Below are 19,685 nucleotides of genomic sequence, written 5' to 3'. Positions count from 1 at the left end.
CATCGCCGGTTGCGAGCTGCGCCCGGCCTGGGCCAGCACCTCGGCGACCGCCGCCAGTTCGGCATTGGCGAACAGCTCACTCAGGGCCAGTTCAACGCCCAGGCGTTGGCGAACCTGGGACACCATGCGCATCGCCAGCAGCGAATGCCCCCCCAGTTCGAAGAAGTGGTCTCGGCGCCCGACCCGCTCGACCTGCAGCACTTCGCCCCAGATCCGTGCCAACGCGGTTTCCAGTTCGCCGTGCGGTGCTTCGTACTCGCGAGTGAACAGCGCCGCGCGATTCGGCGCCGGCAAGGCCTTGCGGTCGACCTTGCCATTGGCAGTCAGCGGCAACGCATCCAGCCGCACGAACGCCGTCGGCACCATGTACTCGGGCAACTGCGCCAGCAGGCACGCGCGCAACTCAGCCACCGGTTGCGGTTCGACCTGAGCCTGTTCGGTGTAATAGGCGACGAGGCGCGGCTGGCCGGGTTCGTCTTCACGGGCCAGCAATACCGCTTCCTGAATACCGGGGAGCTGGTTGAGACGGGTTTCAATCTCGCCCAGCTCGATGCGCACGCCGCGAATCTTCACCTGATCGTCGTTGCGTCCCAGGTATTCGAGAGTGCCGTCGCTTTGCCAACGTGCGAGGTCACCGGTGCGGTACATACGCCCGCTGTTGAATGGATCGTCGAGAAACCGTTCGGCCGTCAGCTCGGGACGGTTCAGATAACCACGGGCAACCCCGGCGCCACCGACATACAACTCCCCCGCCACGCCGATGGGCACCGGGCGTAGCTGCTCATCCAGCAGGTAGACCGTGGCATTGCTCACCGGCCGACCGATGTGCAGCGCCTGCCCGGCGTCGACCCTGCCCGAGGTCGCCACCACCGTGGCTTCGGTCGGGCCGTAGTTGTTGATCACATCGAAATGCTGGTGACGGCTGAACTGCCGCAGGCGATCCCCGCCAATCAACAGTGTGCGCAAGGTCGGGTGTTCGAGGTTTTGACTGAAAGCGTATTCGGCCACCGGAGTCGGCAGGAAGCTCACGTCCAGCGGCTGCGCGCGCCACCAGTCGAGCAAGGCGTCGATGTCTTCGTTGCCGTCGCGGGCCGGCGCCAGGTGCAGGGTCGCGCCGGCACACAGGGCCGGCCAGACTTCCCAGGCCATGGCGTCGAAGCCGAAGCCGGCAAGGCTTGAAGTGTGGCGGCCGGCGCACAGATCGAACGCGCCACAATGCCAGCCGACGAGGTTGGACAGAGTGCGGTGTTCGACCATCACGCCCTTGGGCAGACCGGTCGAGCCTGAGGTGTAGATCACGTAGGCCAGATGCTCGGTGGTCAAGCCCGGCACCTGCGGGTCGAGGGCCAGGCTCAGTGGCCAGGTGCGGCGGTCGAGGTCAATCACCGGGACGTCCAGCGTCGGCAGCCGATCGCGCAGATCGCTCTGGGTCAGCACCACCACCGGGGCGCTGTCGCTGAGCAAGTAGCTCAGGCGCTCGGACGGATGCGCCGGGTCGACCGGCACGTAACCGGCCCCGGCCTTGAGAATCGCCAGCAAACCCGCCAGCGTATCCAGCCCTCGACGGGCGACGATGGCCACGCGATCATCGGGGCGAACGCCGAGGTTGATCAGGTGGTGAGCCAGGGCGTTGGCGTGCAGGTTCAGTTCGGCGTAGGTAACTTGCTCACCAAGGAACACCGCCGCCACCGCTTCCGGCCGCTCGGTGACTTGCACTTCGAAACGTTGGTGAATCGTCAGCCCTTGCGGATAGTCGGCCTGGGTCGCATTGAAGCCGCGCAGGATCTGCTCGCGCTCCGCGTCCGGCAGGATCGGCACCTGGCTGATCGGCGAATCCGGCGTCTGTTCCAGCGCGGACACCAGGCCGTTCAGGGCACCGAGCATGTAATCGCACACCCGCTGCGGATCGACCTCAGTGGTGGCGAGCAAGGTCAGGCTGAAGGTGTCACCCAGGTCATCGATACTCAGGGTCAGCGGATAATTGGTGCGTTCTTCCGAATGCAGGGTGGTGATGCCCTCCCACGCCGACAGGGTTTGCGCGCTGGCCGACCCGGCGCCATGGCTGTGGCGGTAATTGAGCAAAGCGCTGAACAGCGGCGTCGGTGCGGCCACGCTGCTGCAACGCTGGGCCAGCGCCAGCGGCGCGTGCTCATGGCGCATCAAGGTGGTCAGGCGCGCGTGGGTCGCCTGCACGGCGCTGCGTACGCTCTGGGTGTCGACATCGACCCGCACCGGCAAAGTGTTGATAAAAATGCCCAGCGCCCGGTCGGTGGCTTCGGCGCCTTGCAGACGACCCATCAACACTGTGCCGAACACCACACGTTGCTTGCCGGCAAGCGTGGCCAGCACCTGTGCCCAGGCCAGATGAAAGAGGCTGGCCGCACTCACCCCGAGCTGCCGCGCCTGCCCCCGCAGGCGTTGGCCCAATGCTGCTTCCACCGGCACGCTCAGTTCGGTGATGCCGTGGCCGTCGCCCTGCACATCCTGCAAACCGAACGGCAAGGTCGGCTCGTCGATATCACCGAGCATGTCGCGGAAGAACGCTTCGTGCTCGGCTTCGCTGACACCCAGCCGTGCTTGCGCCACGTAATCACGGAACGCGACCGGCCGCCCCAGCAGATTGCCCTGCCCCGTGAGGAACGCGCGCATCTCATGGCGCACCACGTCGAGCGCCGAGTGATCCAGCGCCATGTGATGGAACAGCAGCGTCGCGACCACCCGTTGTCCGGCTTCGTCCCAGGCATGGGCCAGACGCATCATCGGTGCCCGGCCCACATCCATGCGGAATTCCCGGGCGTCGAAACGCTCGTGCAAGTACGCCAGCGCATCGCCTTGGGCATCGATCTCTTCCACCGGCAATTCGGCCTCACGCCAGACCACTTGCTGCGGCGTATCCAGCCCCTCCCAGACCACCGCCGTACGGAGGATATCGTGGCGATCGATCACGGCCTGCAAAGCCTGAACGAAGTCATTCAAGCGCCCACGATCGGCAAAGGCGAAATGCGCCTGCATCACGTACGGATCGCCCTGTGTTGCGCTGACGTGGTGGTAAAGAATGCCTTCCTGCAACGGCGCCAGCGGGTAGATGTCCTGCACATTGGCGGCACCACCCGGCACCTCCGCGACCAGACGGTCGATGGTTGTTTGATCGAGTTCGGCCAGGGTCAGCATCGCCGGGGTGATGCGCGTGGTGCCGGGTGCAATGCCATTGGCCGGCACCTCGATCTGGCCGCTCTTGGTCGCTGAATATTGCCCGGCCTTGATCAACTCGATCAGCGCTGGTTTGTGCTCGCGCAACAGCGCCAGCACCGCCGGATCGCTCAGCGCCTGTTTGTTGCCCTGTACGCGCAACTGGTCGTCGGTGACCGCCAACTGGATGTCTTTAGCCTTGAGTGTTGCCAACAGTTCGATCACGTTCACAGGACGATCTCCATTCTTTCCGTAATTGCGGCGTAACCGGCCAGGGTCGGTTGTTCGAACAACGCCCTGACTTCGGCTTCCATGCCTTCCTGACGTAACCGGCCGATCAGACTGACCGCCAGCAATGAGTGCCCGCCCAGTTCAAAAAAGTTGTCGTGGCGCCCTACTCGCTCCACGTTGAGCAGTTCGGCCCAGAGGCCTGCGAGGAGAATTTCCACCTCGCCGACCGGGGCTTCGTATTCGCGAGTGATCACCGAGGCCTGATCCGGCACCGGCAACGCCTTGCGGTCGAGCTTGCCGTTCGGACTGAGCGGCAGAGCATCGAGGTGCATGAACACCGCCGGCACCATGTAATCCGGCAGGTGCTCCAGCAGGTGACCGCGCAGCACGTCGATGTCCAGCCGGGCGCCGGTGTAATAGGCGATCAGACGTTTATCCCCCGGCACGTCTTCACGGGCCAATACCGCCGCTTCCTGCACGCCGCCGATGTCGGTCAGGCGGGACTGGATTTCACCGAGTTCGATACGCAGGCCGCGGATCTTCACTTGGTCGTCGTTGCGGCCCAGGTATTCGATGTTGCCGTCCGCCAGATAGCGGGCGACGTCGCCGGTGCGGTACATGCGGCCATTGGGCTGGAATGGATCGTTGAGGAAACGCTCGGCGCTCAATTCAGGGCGATTCAAGTAACCGCGAGCCACCTGCACGCCGCCGATGTACAGCTCGCCGACCACGCCCTGCGGCACCGGTTGTTGCTGGGTGTCGAGGATGTACATCCGAGTGTTGGCGATCGGTTTGCCAATGGGCGTGTTGTCCGGGGTGGTGTCGATTGGCCCGGCGCAATCCCAGGCCGTAACGTCCACTGCCGCTTCGGTCGGGCCGTACAGGTTATGCAAGCCGGTGCCCGGCAATTGCTGCTTGAAGCGCCGCACCAGACTGCCCGGCAACGCCTCACCGCTGCACATCACCTGACGTAAACCGATGCAACGCGCGGTCTCGCCATGGGCGAGGAACACATCGAGCATCGATGGCACGAAGTGCAGCGTGGTGATGCGTTCGCGCTCGATCACTTCGCTCAGGTACAGCGGATCCTTGTGCCCGCCCGGACGGGCCATGACCAGTCGCGCGCCGGTCATCAGCGGCCAGAAGAACTCCCAGACCGAGACGTCGAAGCTGAACGGAGTCTTTTGCAGCACAGCATCTTCGAAGCCAAGGCGATAAGCGTCCTGCATCCACAGCAAGCGGTTGACCACTCCACTGTGCTCGTTGATTACGCCCTTCGGCTGCCCAGTCGAGCCCGAGGTGTAAATCACGTAGGCCGTGTGTTGCGGGGTCAGTCCATCGACCGAAGGGTTATCCGCCGACAACGATTGCCAGGTGTCGTGATCCAGATCGACCACCGGCACCGCGAACTCACCCAGCAAGGCGCGAGTCGAACCCTGCACCAACACCGCCGACGGCGCGCTGTCCTCCAGCATGTACGCCAGACGCTCCAGCGGATACGCCGGATCCAGCGGCACATAACCGCCGCCGGCCTTCAGAATGGCCAACAACCCGACCACCATTTCCAGCCCGCGCTCGACGCAGATCGCCACCCGCGCATCCGGGCCAACGCCCAGTCCGCGCAAGTGATGCACCAAACGGTTGGCTCGAGCGTTCAGCTCGGCATAACTCAGTCGTTGTTCGCCGGAAAGCACCGCCACAGCCTGCGGGGTGCGCAACACCTGCGCCTCGAACAGACCGTGAATGCTCTGCTGAAGGTCATAGCCGATTTCAGTAGCGTTGAAATCGAACAACAACCGCTGCCGCTCACCCCCCTCAAGAATCGGCATACGATTCATTGCCCGCGTCGGTGCCTGCTCCAGCGCCTCGACCAACGCCGTCAACGCCATTTGCATGTAACCGCAAATCCGCTGCGCGCCAATGTCCGCCGGCACCATGGCAATCAACGAGAAACCGTTGCCCAGGTCATCGACGTTCAGGCTCAGCGGGTAGTTGGTGCGCTCTTCACTGCTCAGGGTCTCGATGCCTTGCCAGGCCTGAACCACGCTGTCCGAATGCTCTGCGCCGTGGCTGTGCCGATAGTTGAGCATCGCGCTGAACAACGGCGACGGTGCCGCGATCCCGCTGCAACGCTGGGCCAGTGCCAGCGAAGCGTGTTCGTGCCCCAGCAACGCGGTGAGACGCTGATGCGTCGCCTTGACCGCTTCACGCACCGGGGTCTCGCCCAGATCGACCCGCAACGGCAAGGTGTTGATGAACATGCCCAGCGCACGGTCGGCGCCCTGGCCACCCTGCATCCGGCCCATCAGCACGGTGCCGAACACCACGTTGTCCTGCCCGGAGGCCGCCGCCAGTACCTGTGCCCACGCAAGGTGAAACAGGCTGGCCACGCTGATGCCCAACTTCCGCGCCTGACTGCGCAGACGCAGGTTCAGGCCGTTGTCGAGCGCCTGCTGCACTTCCTCGATGCCGCGTCCGTCGCCGCGCACATCGCGCAGGCTGAACGGCAGGGTCGGCTCGTCGATGTCGCTGAGCATGTCGTGGAAAAACGCCTCATGCTCCTGCTCCGTGACGCCCAGACGCGCCTGCGCCACGTAATTGCGGTACGGCACCGCCGCCGGCAACGGCTCGTCGGCTCCACGCAGGTATGCCTGCATTTCGTGGCGCACCACTTCCAGCGCGGTGTGGTCGAGCACGATGTGATGGAACAGCAGCATCGCCACCACCCGGCCATGGGCCGGATCGCGGGCGTACACCAACCGCAGCAACGGCGCCTGAGCGATGTCGAGGCGGTAATGCCGGGCATCGAATCGGGCATGCAGCTGCTCAAGAATGTCGCCAGCCGCAGCTTCGAGCATGACCTCCTGCACCACCAGTTCAGCCCGACGCCACACGACCTGCACCGGCACGCTCAAACCTTCCCACACCACGCCCGTGCGCAGCACGTCATGGCGGTCAATGACGTGCTGCAACGCCGCACGGAAACGCTGCAGACGTTCAAGGCTGTCGAACGCGATACGCGATTGCAGCAGGTAGGGATCGCCTTCTCCCGCACTCAAGTGGTGGTAAAGAATGCCTTCCTGCAACGGCGCCAACGGATAAATATCCTGCACGTTCGCGGCGCCGCCCGGCACGCTGGACACCACGCGCTCGATAGCGGCCTGATCCAGCGTGACCAGCGTCAGCATGTCCGGGGTGATGCGAGTGCAACCGGTCGCGATGCGATTGGCCGGCACCTCGATTTCACGCCCGCTGCCCACGGCGGCGGCCAGTGCGGCCAGGGTCGGCTGACTGAACAGCACACGCACGTCGGTGCTCAGGCCGATCTGACGCATGCGTTCGATCAGGCTCACCGCCAGCAGCGAGTGCCCGCCCAGTTCAAAGAAGTGATCGTGACGTCCGACCCGCTCGACCTTCAGCACCTCGGCCCACAGTCGGGCCAGGGCGATTTCGGTCTCGCCGACTGGCGACTCGTATTCACGCACCAGCACCGACTCGGCACCGGGGGCCGGCAGCGCCTTGCGATCCACCTTGCCGTTGGGGCTCAGCGGCAGATTGTCGAGCGCGACGAATGCCGACGGCACCATGTAGTCCGGCAAGCCCGCGAGCAAGTGTTCGCGCAACGCCTCGATCCCCGGTTGCCCGGCCTCGGCGTGCCAAGTGACGTACGCCACCAGACGCTCCTCACGCACCAGCACCACAGCTTCACGCAACGCCGGATGGCTCAACAGTTGCGCTTCGATTTCACCCGGTTCCAGGCGCAGGCCACGCAGCTTGACCTGGAAGTCGTTGCGCCCGATGAATTCGAGCTGGCCATCGGCGCGGTAGCGCACCAGGTCGCCCGTGGCATACAACCGGTCGCCGGCCACGAACGGGCTCGGGATAAACCGTTCGGCCATCAACTGCGGCAATCCCAGGTAGCCACGCGCAACCCCGGCACCGCCAATGAACAACTGACCGATCACACCCATCGGCACCGGTCGCTCGGCGGGGTCGAGTACATACAGACGGGTGTTGTTGATCGGCCGCCCGATCGGCAAAGCACTGTCCGGCACCGGCATCGACGGTTCCAGCGTCCACACCGTGCTGTCGACCGTGGCTTCGGTCGGGCCGTAAACGTTGTGCAAGCGCACTTGTGGCAAACGCTCACGCGCAAGGCGAGCCAGCGCCGGCGTCAGGTCACCGCCGCCACAGAACACATCGGTGAGACTGCTGCACTGGCTGACATCGTTTTGCTCGAGGAACTGTTGCAACAGCACGGGCACAAACTGGATCACGCTGATCCGCTGCTCACGAATCACCTGCGCCAGATACGCCGGTTCGCGGTGCCCGTCAGGACGCGCCAGCACCAGACGCAGCCCGGCGCTCAGAGGCCAGAACAGCTCCCAGACCGAGGCATCGAAACTGAACGGCGTTTTCTGCAACAGGGCGCCGTCTGTCACGGCGGGACACAGCTGCGAACTCCAGTGCAGCAAATTGCCGACGCCGCGATGCTCGACCATCACACCTTTAGGCGCACCGGTCGAACCGGAGGTGTAGATCACGTAGGCCAGGTTCGAAGCGCTCAGGTTCGGCACTTGAAGGTTGTCGTCCGGATTGAATGTCCAGTGATCCTGATCCAGGTCGATCACCAATGCAGTGCTCTCACCCAGCAACTCACGCGTCGCACCGTGCACCAGCACCGCTACCGGCGCGCTGTCCTGGAGCATGTAATCCAGACGCTCCGCCGGATACGCCGGGTCCAGCGGCACATAGGCGCCGCCAGCCTTGAGAATGCCAAGCAGACCGATCATCAGCTCCAGCCCGCGCTCGACACAGATCGCCACCCGCGAATCCGGCCCCACGCCCAGTTCGCGCAGGTGATGGGCCAGACGGTTGGCCTGAGCGTTGAGCTCGGCATAGGTCAGCCGCTGTTCACCGGCCTGCAAAGCAACGGCTTGCGGCGTGCGTTGTACTTGCGCCTCGAACAGACCGTGAACGGTTTGCTCCAGATCGTCTACGGTGTCGGTGACGTTGAGGTCGTACAGCACCTGCTGACGTTCTGCGCCGTCAAGGATCGGCAATCGGTTCAGCGGCTGATGCGGTGCCTGCTCCAGAGCATCCGCCAGTGTCTCCAGCGCCGTCTGCATGAAGTCGCAGATGCGCTGCGAACCGATGCTCGCCGGGGTCATGGCGGTGAGCACAAAACCGTTGCCCAGATCATCGACGCCCAGGCTCAGCGGATAGTTGGTGCGCTCTTCACTGCTCAGGGTCTCGATGCCTTGCCAGGCCTGACGCAGGTTGTGCTGTTGCGCCTCGTCGGCGCTGTGCCGGTAGTTGAGCATCGAACTGAACAGCGGTGACGGCGCGGCCACGCCGCTGCAACGCTGTGCCAGCGCCAGTGACGCGTGCTCATGCCCGAGCAGCGCACTGAGCCGCGCATGCGTCGCCCGAGCCCCTTCGCGCACCGGGGTTGCCCCCAGATCGACCCGCAGCGGCAAGGTGTTGATGAACATCCCCAACGCCCGGTCGGCCCCCTCGCCGCCCTGCATCCGGCCCATCAGCACCGTACCGAACACCACCTGTTCTTGCCCCGACGTCGCCGCCAGCACCTGCGCCCACGCGAGGTGGAACAGGCTGGCCACGCTGATGCCCAGTTGCCGCGCGAGGCTGCGCAGACGCTGACTGGTTGCCGTAGTCAGGGCCTGTTGCGTTTCCTCGATGTCACGACCGTCTCCCTGCACATCCTGCAAGCCGAACGGCAGGGTCGGCTCATCGATGTCGCCGAGCATGTCGCGGAAGAACGCTTCGTGCTCCTGCTCGCTGACACCCAGCCGTGCCTGCGCCACGTAGTTGCGGTAAGGCACGGCGGCGCCCAGCGAGGCTGCGCGTCCTTGCAGGCAGGCGAGCATTTCGTGCTGCACCACGTCCAGCGCGGTGTGATCCATCACGACATGGTGGAACAGCAACATCGCAACCACCCGTTCGTGGGCCGGATCACGGGCATACACCAGACGCAGCAACGGTGCCTGGCTGATGTCGAGGCGGTAGTGCCGGGCATCGAAACGCTCGTGCAACTGCTCGAGGATGTCGCCATCCTTCGGGTCGAGCACGATCTCCTGCACCGGCAGGTCTGCATGACGCCACACCACTTGCATTGGCTCGGCCAGTTTCTGCCAGATCACCGCCGTACGCAGGATATCGTGACGGGCAATGACCTGACGCAGCGCGGCCGCGAACGCTTCCACACGCTCGATGCTGTCGAAGGCCAGTCGCGATTGCAGCAGGTACGGATCGCCCTGCTCCGCGCTCAAGTGGTGATAAAGAATGCCTTCCTGCAACGGCGCCAGCGGATAAATGTCCTGCACGTTGGCGGCGCCGCCGGGCACTGTGGCAACGATCCGGTCGATGCTCGCCTGATCCAGGTCGGCCAGGCTCAACAGATCCGGGGTGATGTGGGTGCAATCAGCAGGAATGCGATTGGCCGGCACTTCGATCTCGCGACCGCTGCCTACCGTTTCGGCCAGTGCAGCCAGCGTTGGCTGGCTGAACAGCACGCGCACATCGGTGTTCAAGCCGATCTGGCGCAGACGTTCGATCAGGGTGACTGCCAGCAGCGAGTGGCCGCCCAGTTCGAAGAAATTGTCGTGGCGTCCGACCTGCTCCAGTTTCAGGATATCGGCCCAGATCTGCGCCAGCGCGGTTTCCACCGGGCCTTGCGGCGCTGCATATTCACGGCTGAGCCAGGCGTTTTGATCCGGATCCGGCAAGGCCTTGCGGTCGAGTTTGCCGTTGGCGGTCAGCGGCAAGCCGTCGAGTCGCACATACGCCGCCGGGATCAAGGCTTGCGGCAATCGGGTTTGCAGATGATTACGCAGGGCTTCGATATCGGCCGGTGCCCGTTCGGTGAACCACACCAGCAACTGCCCGTCGCGCACCAGTGCCACCGCGTCCTGCACCGCCGGATGGCTGGCCAGCGCCGCTTCGATCTCCCCCAGTTCAACGCGCACGCCGCGCAGTTTCACCTGATCGTCGTTGCGGCCCAGGTATTCGATGCTGCCGTCTGCCAACCAGCGTGCGAGGTCGCCGGTGCAGTACATCCGCGCCTGCGGCTGATCGCTGAACGGATCAGTAAGAAAGCGTTCGGCGGTCAGATCGGGACGGTTCAGATAACCCCGCGCCACCCCAGCGCCGGCGACGTACAACTCACCCGTCACACCCACGGGCACCGGACGTTGCTGGTCATCGAGCAGATAGATTCGGGCGTTGGCCATCGGCCGACCGATGTGCAGCGGCTGGCCGACTTCGACCGGACCCGAGGTGGCGACCACCGTAGCCTCGGTCGGGCCGTAGTTGTTGATCACCGCGAAAGTCTGTTCCCGATTGAACTGGCGCAGCTTGTCGCCGCCGATCAGCAAGGTGCGCAGGGTCGGGTGTTGCAGCTCGCGGCTGAACGCATATTCGGCCACCGGAGTCGGCAGGAAGCTGACTTGCAACGGCTGCGCTCGCCACCAGTCGAGCAGTTCGTCCAGATGCTCATTGCTCACCGATTCCGGTGGCAAGTGCAACGTCGCGCCGACGCACAGCGCCGGCCAGACTTCCCAGGCCATCGCATCGAAACCGAAACCGGCCACGCTGGCGGTGTGGCTGCCGGCGTGCAGGTCAAAGGCTTCGGCGTGCCAGTGCACGAGGTTTTCCAGGGTCGCGTGCTCGACCATCACGCCTTTCGGCTGGCCGGTGGATCCCGAGGTGTAGATCACGTACGCCAGGTGCGCCGGAGTCAGGTACGGCAGTTGTGGATTGCTGTCGGGCAGGTGCCGCCAGGCGTCACTGTCCAGATCGATCACCGGCATCATGCCCGGCAGATCCCGGGTCGACGCCTGGGCCAGTACGGCCACCGGATCGCTGTCCTGCAACAGGTAGGCGATGCGCTCCGCCGGGTGCGCCGGATCCACCGGCACATAACCGGCGCCGGCCTTGAGAATCGCCAGCAGGCCGACCAGCATCTGCGGGCCACGGCGCAAGCAGAGCGCGACGCGGTCGTCCGGTTGCACGCCGAGGCCGATCAGGTGATGGGCCAGTCGGTTGGCGCGCTGATTGAGCTGCCCGTAGGTCAGCTGTTGCGCACCTTGAATCACCGCGAGGGCATTCGGGTTGCGCTCGGCCTGCGCCTCGACCAGTGCGTGAATCGTCGCGCCACGGGAATAGGCCGTAACCGGTGGATTGAAGCCGTCGACCAGACGTTCCAGCTCCGCAGTCGAAAGGATCGGCAAGCGGTTCAGCGGCTTTTGCGGTGTTTGCTCCAGCGCCTGCACCAGTTGCTCCAGCGCGGTGTGCATGTAACTGCAAATCCGCTGCGCGCCGATCTGGCTGACCGCCAGCACCGATAAGGCAAAGCCTTCGCCCAGATCGTCCACGCTCAAGGTCAACGGGTAGTTGGTGCGCTCTTCACCGCCGAGTTTTTGCACGCCCTCCCAGATGCCCTGCCCGTTTTGCGACGGCTGCGCAGGGGCGCTATGACGGTAGTTGAACAAGGCACTGAACAGCGGCGACGACGCGGCGACACCACTGCAACGCTGGGCCAGTGCGAGCGAAGCATGTTCATGCCCGAGCAATGCCGTCAGCCGTGCGTGGGTCGCCTTTACCCCGTCGCGCGCACCGGCGCCGATATCGATGCGCAGCGGCAAGGTGTTGATGAACACCCCCAGCGCCCGGTCGGCGCCATCGCCACCCTGCATCCGCCCCATCATCACCGTGCCGAACACCACATCGCGGCGGTTCGAAAGCACGCCCAGCACTTGGGCCCAGGCCAGGTGCATCAGGCTGGCCGCGCTCACGCCCAGTTGCCGCGCCTGTTCACGCAAGCGCAGATTGAGTTCGGCAGCCACCGGTTGCAGCGCTTCCTCTACGCCGTGACCGTCGCCCTGCACATCCCGCAGACCCAGCGGCAGCGTCGGCTCATCGATGTCGCCGAACATTTCGCGGAAGAACGTTTCGTGCTCATGTTCGCTGAGCCCCAGGCGTGCCTGGGCCACGTAATTGCGATAGGGAATCGGCGCCGAGAGGTGGTCGACCTCACCGAACATCACACCGCGCATTTCATCGACGATCACTTCCAGTGCGGTGTGATCGAGGATCAGGTGATGAGACAGCAGGATCGCCACCACGCGCTGCTGCTTCGGATCTTCGGCATACACCATGCGCAGCAGCGGCCCCTGGCTGATGTCGAGGCGGTAGTGACGGGCATCGAAACGCTCGTGCAACTGCTCGAGGATGTCGCCCTGCGCAGGGTCCAGCGTTACGTGCTGCACCACCAGTTCGGCGTGGCGCCACACCACTTGATGAGGAATCGCCAGGCCTTCGTGGACAACGCTGGTGCGCAGGATGTCGTGGCGTGCGATGACCTGCTGCAAGGTGTCGGTGAAGGTGCGCAGGCGCTCGACACTGTCGAAGGCCAGCCGCGATTGCAGCAGATACGGGTCGCCCTGTTCCGCGCTCAAGTGGTGATAAAGGATGCCTTCCTGCAACGGCGCCAGCGGGTAGATTTCCTGCACATTGGCAGCACCGCCCGGCACGCAGGCGACGATCCGGTCGATGCCGGCCTGATCCAGCTCGGTCAGGCTCAGCAGGTCCGGGGTGATGTGGGTGCAATCAGCAGGAATGCGGTTGGCGGGCACTTCGACTTCGCGACCGCTGCCCACCGCTGCTGCCAATGCGGCCAGGGTTGGTTGACTGAAGAGCACACGCACGTCGGTGCTCAGGCCGATCCGGCGCAGCCGCTCGATCAGGCTCACCGCCAGCAGCGAATGGCCGCCCAGTTCGAAGAAGTTGTCGTGGCGACCGACTTTGTCCAGTTTCAGGACATCTGCCCAGATCTGCGCCAGCGCGGTTTCCACAGGGCCTTGCGGAGCTTCGTATTCGCGGCTGAGCCAGGCGCTCGGATCCGGCAGCGGCAAGGCTTTGCGGTCGATCTTGCCGTTGTTGTTCAACGGCAATGCGTCGAGTTGCACCCAGGCCGAGGGCACCATGTATTCCGGCAAGCGCGCTTGCAACTGACTGCGCAAACTGGCGCTGTCGATGCTCTCTTCGGCGGTGAAGTAGGCCACGAGGCGCAGCGGCTCCTGGCCGTCCTGACGGGCCAGCACGATGGCCTCCTTCACACCTTCGCAGTTGAGCAGGCGGTTTTCTATTTCCCCCAGTTCGATGCGGAAGCCACGGATTTTCACCTGATCGTCGTTGCGACCGATGCATTCCAGTTGTCCCGGTGCCAGCCAGCGTGCGAGGTCACCAGTGCGGTACAGCAACGCGCCCGGTTGCTCGCTGAACGGGTCTTGCAGGAACTTCTCGGCAGTCAGGTCCGGGCGATTCAGATAGCCAAGCGCCACGCCTTGGCCGCCGATGTACAGCTCGCCGGTGACACCCATCGGTACGGGTTGCTGACGAGCGTCGAGCACGTAGACCTGAGTGTTGGAGATCGGGCCGCCGATTGGCACGCTGTCGGCGGCCTCCGCCACTTCTCGGACTTCAAAGGTTGTGGCGTAGGTGGTGGTTTCGGTCGGGCCGTAGCAGTGCACGATGCGCAGGTTTGGCGCCTCGGCGAGCAAGCGTCGGAAGGCGGCCGGATCGGCGCGTTCGCCGCCGCACAACACAATGCGTAAACCTTTGAGGACTTCGGGAATCAGTTGCACGTATTGGTTGAACAGCGCGGTAGTGACGAACAGGATCGTGACGCCAGAGGCCGCCAATTCCTGCCCGAAAGCGTGTGGATCGAGCAAGGTCGCATGATCGATCACCACCACGCGTCCGCCATTGAGCAACGGGCCCCAGACGTCCATGGTGCTGGCGTCAAACGCCGGGTTGGAGGCAAATGCCACGCGATCCTGTGGGTTGAAATCCGCATAGCCGTTGTTGATTACCAACCGGCCGATCGCCCGGTGCGGCACCATCACCCCTTTCGGCGTGCCAGTGGAACCGGAGGTGTACATGATGTAGGCCACGGATTCGGAGGACTGCGGCAAGTCTGGGTTGTGGACCGGTTGCGCGTCCAACGCCAGTGCATCCAGATCGATCCGGCGCACCGCGTAATCAACCGTTTCAGTGCTGAAGGTCAACAGCGCTTTCGCCGAGCTGTCCTCAACCATGAACGCCTGACGCTCAGCCGGGGCGTTGATGTCCAGCGGCACATAAGCCGCCGCACACTTGCCGATGGCCAGCTGCGCGACCAGCAGATCCAGCGAGCGCGGCAGCAGGATCGCCACGTGGTCGCCCGGTTGCACGCCCTGCCCGATCAGGTGATGGGCCAGGCGATTGGCCCGTTGATTCAGCTCTTCATAGGTCAACGCCGCGTTGCCATGCACCGCCGCCACGGCTTGCGGATGCAGTTTCACTTGTTGTTCAAACAGACCATGAACCGTCGACCCCGACGGATAATCCCGCTGGGTAGCATTGAACCCGACGAGCAACTCCCGACGCTCATCCGGCGGCAAAATCGACAACTGATCGACGCCCCGTTGCGGCGTCTGCTCCAGCGCCTGCACCAGACTGTCGAAGGCAATATTGATGTACTCGCAGACCCGCGCACCATCGATGCCCGGCACCGCTTGCACACTCAGACGCAAGCCTTCGCCAAGGTCATCGACGCTGACCACCAGCGGATAGTTGCTGCGCTCGCGGGAGCTGAGCAGTTCAATGCCATCCAGCGTCAGCCCCGCAGCCTGCGGTGCGCTGTGGCGATAGTTGAGCAACGTGCCGAACAGCGGCAACGAGCCGGAAACCCCGCTGCAACGCTGGGCCAGCGCCAGTGACGCCTGTTCATGGGCGAGCAACTGCGCCAGCCGTTCATGGGTGGCGAGCACGCTGTCGCGCACCGCTGTGGCGGTCACGCTGACCCGCAGCGGCAAAGTGTTGATGAACAGGCCCAACGCCCGGTCGGCGCCCTCGCCGCCCTGCATCCGGCCCAGCAATACCGTGCCGAACACCACCTCGTCCCGGCCGGAAATCTGCGCCAGCACCTGCGCCCAGGCCTGATGCGCCAGACTCGCCACACTGATGCCGAGCCGCCGCGCCTGCTCGCGCAGACGCAAGGCCAGCGAGGTGTCCAGGGTGAGCTGGCTGTCGACCACCGCACTGCCATCGCCGTGCACGTCCTGCACGCCGAACGCCAGGGTCGGCTCGTCGATATCGCCGAGCATGTCGCGGAAGAATTCTTCGTGCGCTTCGGCATCCGCGCCGAGCCGAGCCTGCGCGACGTAGTTGCGGTATTGCACCGGGGCCGCCAGTTCGGCGGCGTGACCGTGCAGCACGCTGTTCATCTCGCGCACCAGCACTTCCAGCGCGGTGTGATCAAGCATCAGGTGATGCATCAGCAGGATGCCGACCCAGCGCTTTTGCTGCGGGTCTTCGGTGTAGGCGAAGCGCATCATGGGTGCGCGGCCGAGATTCAGACGATAGTGACGCGGGTCGAAACGCGCCTGCATCTGTTGCAGCACGTCGCCTTCCAGTGCTTCGTCATCCACCCGCTCAAGCGCCAATGGCGCCGCACGCCAGACTATTTGCACCGGCGCTTCGAGACCTTCCCAGACCACACTGGAACGCAGTATGTCGTGGCGCGCGATCACCACGTTGACGGCGCGCACGAACGCCTTGATCGACTTGATTCCGTCAAACACGAACTGCGCCTGCAACACGTAAGGATCGCCCGCAGTTGCCGCCATGTGGTGATACAGAATCCCCGCCTGTAACGGCGCCAGTGCATAGATGTCCTGCACATTGGCGACGCCCCCGGGGACGCTTTCCACGATCCGGTCGATGCCGGCCTGATCCAGCGAGGCGAGGGGCAGCATGTCTGGCGTGATGTATTTACAGTCAGAACTGATGCGATTGACCGGCACCTGAACACTGGACGACGCGCCCAGGGTTGCCGCCAGTCCCGCCACGGTTGGCCGACCGAACAAGACCCGCACGTCGCAGCTCAATTCCTGCTGGCGCATGCGCTCGACCAGCTTCACGGCCAGCAAGGAATGGCCGCCCAGCTCGAAGAAATTGTCATGCCGCCCGACCTGCTCGACGTTCAACAGGGTCTGCCAGATTCCGGCGATGCGACATTCCACATCACCGACCGGCGCCTCATACCCGCGCAACAACTGGCCGCTTTGATCCGGGGCCGGCAAGGCCTTGCGATCAAGTTTGCCGTTGGGGCTCAGGGGCATGGCGTCGAGATGGACGAACGCCGTCGGCACCATGTAATCCGGCAACTGCTCCAGCAGATGGCCGCGCAGTTCGCCGATCTCCAGCGGTTCACCGGTGTAGTACGCCACCAGCCGTGGATCGCCAGCCACGTCTTCGCGCACAAGCACTTCGGCGGCGAGCACGGTGTCGAGTTGAAGCAGGCGCGTCTGGATTTCGCCCAGTTCGATACGCAAGCCACGAATCTTCACCTGATCGTCATTGCGACCGAGGTATTCAAGGTTGCCGTCGGCCCGGTAGCGGCAAAGGTCGCCCGTGCGGTAAAGCCGCGCGTTCGGCTGATCGCTGAATGGATCGTCAAGGAAGCGCTCGGCGGTGAGCGACGCAAGGTTCAAGTAACCCCGCGCCACTTGTACCCCGCCGATGTAAAGCTCGCCGGCCACGCCCAGCGGCAGCGGTTGCAGTTGATCGTCGAGAACGTACAAGCGGGTATTGCTGACGGGCCGGCCGATGGGCAACAGCGCCTCTGGCACCGGAATCGATGGCTCCAGCGTCCACACCGTGCTGTCGACGGTGGTTTCGGTCGGGCCGTAGACGTTGTGCAAACGCACCTGCGGCAGACGTTCGCGCACCTGGCGGGCCAGCTCTGGCGTCAGCTCACCGCCACCACAGAAAACATCCGTAAGACGGGTGCATTGGCTGACGTCTTTCACATCGAGGAATTGTTGCAACAGTGCCGGGACGAATTGAACCACGCTGATACGCTGCTCGCGCACCACTTGCGTCAAGTACGCCGGTTCGAAGTGCGCATCGGGGCGCGCCAGCACCAGACGCATTCCGGCGGTCAGCGGCCAGAACAGCTCCCAGACCGACGCGTCGAAACTGTAAGGGGTTTTCTGCAACAGGGCGCCGTCCGCCACGGGCGGGCACACCTGCGAACTCCAATGAAGCAGATTGCCCAGGCCACGGTGCTCGACCATCACGCCTTTCGGCGTGCCGGTGGAGCCGGAGGTGTAGATCACGTAGGCCAGGTTCGAAGCGTTCAGGCCCGGCACCTGAGGATTGTGCTCGGGATAGTCCTGCCAGTGGTCCTGATCGAAATCGAGCAATGGCACGCCGCCCGCCTCGAACATCGCCCGGGTCGCGCCGTGCGCCAGCAGCGCTATTGGCGCGCTGTCCTTGAGCATGTAGTTCAGGCGTTCCGCCGGGTAGGCCGGATCCAGCGGCACATAAGCGCCGCCAGCCTTGAGAATGCCCAGCAATCCGATCACCAGTTCAGGCCCGCGTTCGACGCAGATCGCCACCGGCGTATCCGGCCCGACACCCAGCTCACGCAATCGGTGAGCCAGGCGATTGGCCCGTACATTGAGTTCAACATACGTCAGTGACTGCTCGCCGGACTGCAGCGCGATAACCTGCGGCGTGCGCTCGACCTGAGCTTCGAACAGACTGTGAACGGTCTGCTCCAGATCGAGATCGACGCGGCTGTCATTGAAGCCCACCAGCAATTGCTGCCGCTCGTGCGCCGGCAAAATCGGCAACTGGTTGATCCGCGTCTCGGGCGACTGCTCCAGCGCATCGAGCAAGGCGCCGAGTGCGGTTTGTACGTAACCGCAAACCCGTTCCGCGCCAATGCCGCTCGGGGCAATGGCGGACAACCGGAAACCACTGCCCAGGTCATCGACGCTCAGGGTCAGCGGATAGTTGGTTGGTTCCTTGCCACTCAGGACCCGAACGCCGGGGGCCAGGTCGATCACCTCGGCAACGTCACCGACAGCGCTGTGGCGATAGTTGAGCATGGCGCTGAACAACGGCGTCTGGGCATTCAACGCGCTGCAACGCTGGGCCAGTGCCAGCGACGCCTGTTCATGGGCGAGCAAGGCGCTCAGCCGCCGGTGCGTGGCGAGCACGCCGTCGTAGACGCTTTGCGCACCGACATCGACCCGCAGCGGCAAGGTGTTGATGAACATGCCCAACGCCTGCTCGCCGCCATCGCCCGCCTCCATCCGCCCAAGCAACACCGTGCCGAACACCACCGAGGTGCGCCCGGACAACTGGCCCAATACCCGCGCCAGCGCCAGGTGCATCAGGCTCGCCACGCTCACACCGAGCTGCCGCGCCTGCGTGCGCAGTCGCAGGTTCAGTGCGTCGCTGAGCGTCAGCTGCGCGTCTTCGAAATCCTGTCCGCCGCCGTGAACATCCTGCAAACCCCACGGCAACGTCGGCTCGTCGATATCGCCGAGCATCTCGCGGAAGAACGCTTCGTGGGCCTGCTCGTCGAGGGCCGTGCGCGTCCGCGCCAGGTGATTGCGAAACGGCACCGCCGGCGCCACCAGCTCGGTCTGCCCTTGCAGCCACGCCTGGATTTCCCGGCGCACCACATCCAGCGCCACGTGGTCGATGATCATGTGATGGAACAGCAGCAACGCAACGATCCGGCCCTGCACCGGATCCCGGGCGTACACCAGACGCAGCAGCGGCGCCTGTTGCAGATCGAGGCGCAGGTGGCGCGCGTCATAGCGCGCCTGCAACTGACTGAACACGTCCTTGGACGTGTCGGCTTCCACCTCTTCGCAGACCAGCGGCGCCTGGCGCCAGACCACTTGCACCGGCTCGTCCAGGCGTTCCCAGACAAACGAGGTGCGCAGAATGTCGTGACGGTCGATCACCCATTGCAACGCCTGGGCAAACGCATCGAGACGCTGGTGATTGTCGAAGGTGAACTGCGCCTGTTGCACATACAGATCACCTTCGCCGGCCGCGAGGTGCAGATACAACATGCCTTCCTGCAACGGCGCCAGCGGATAGATGTCCTGCACGTTCGCCACGCCGCCCGGCACGGTGGCGACGATGCAGTCGATGGCCGGCTGATCCAGTTCCACCAGCGGCAGCATGTCCGGGGTAATGCGCAGCGCCGGACTCGACCAGTCGCCGCCGTGGCTCGCCACCAGCTCCAGCAACTGCGCCTTGTGTTTGGCGAGGCTGTCCCACAACGCGTCGTCCAGCGCGTCGTCGTTGCCCAGAATGACCAGGTCTTCATCGTCCTGTTGAAGGCGGATCGCATGGGTGGAAATAACAGCCATCAGCTCGCGAAATTGCAT

Annotated in this window: 2 protein-coding genes (1 of these 2 only partly in view); both read right to left on the bottom strand. The window is 64.3% G+C overall.

Annotation, left to right across the window (positions count from 1 at the left end; all coding sequences use genetic code 11):
- Positions 1 to 3,420: the start of a non-ribosomal peptide synthetase gene (locus IHQ43_RS12060; protein ID WP_192564531.1), read on the bottom strand. Its footprint begins 11,229 nt before the window's first position; only the first 3,420 of its 14,649 coding nucleotides appear in the window; it begins with the start codon at positions 3,418 to 3,420; the stop codon falls past the left edge of the window.
- Positions 3,417 to 19,685, bottom strand: a complete 16,269-nt coding sequence (locus IHQ43_RS12055) for a non-ribosomal peptide synthetase (RefSeq protein WP_192564530.1) — start codon at positions 19,683 to 19,685, stop codon at positions 3,417 to 3,419. Before IHQ43_RS12055 ends, IHQ43_RS12060 begins: the two co-directional genes overlap by 4 nt.

Source organism: Pseudomonas gozinkensis, from assembly GCF_014863585.1.
GTDB lineage: Bacteria > Pseudomonadota > Gammaproteobacteria > Pseudomonadales > Pseudomonadaceae > Aquipseudomonas > Aquipseudomonas gozinkensis.
Note: the sequence above shows the minus strand (reverse complement) of the source record. Positions and strands in the feature narration are given on the sequence as shown.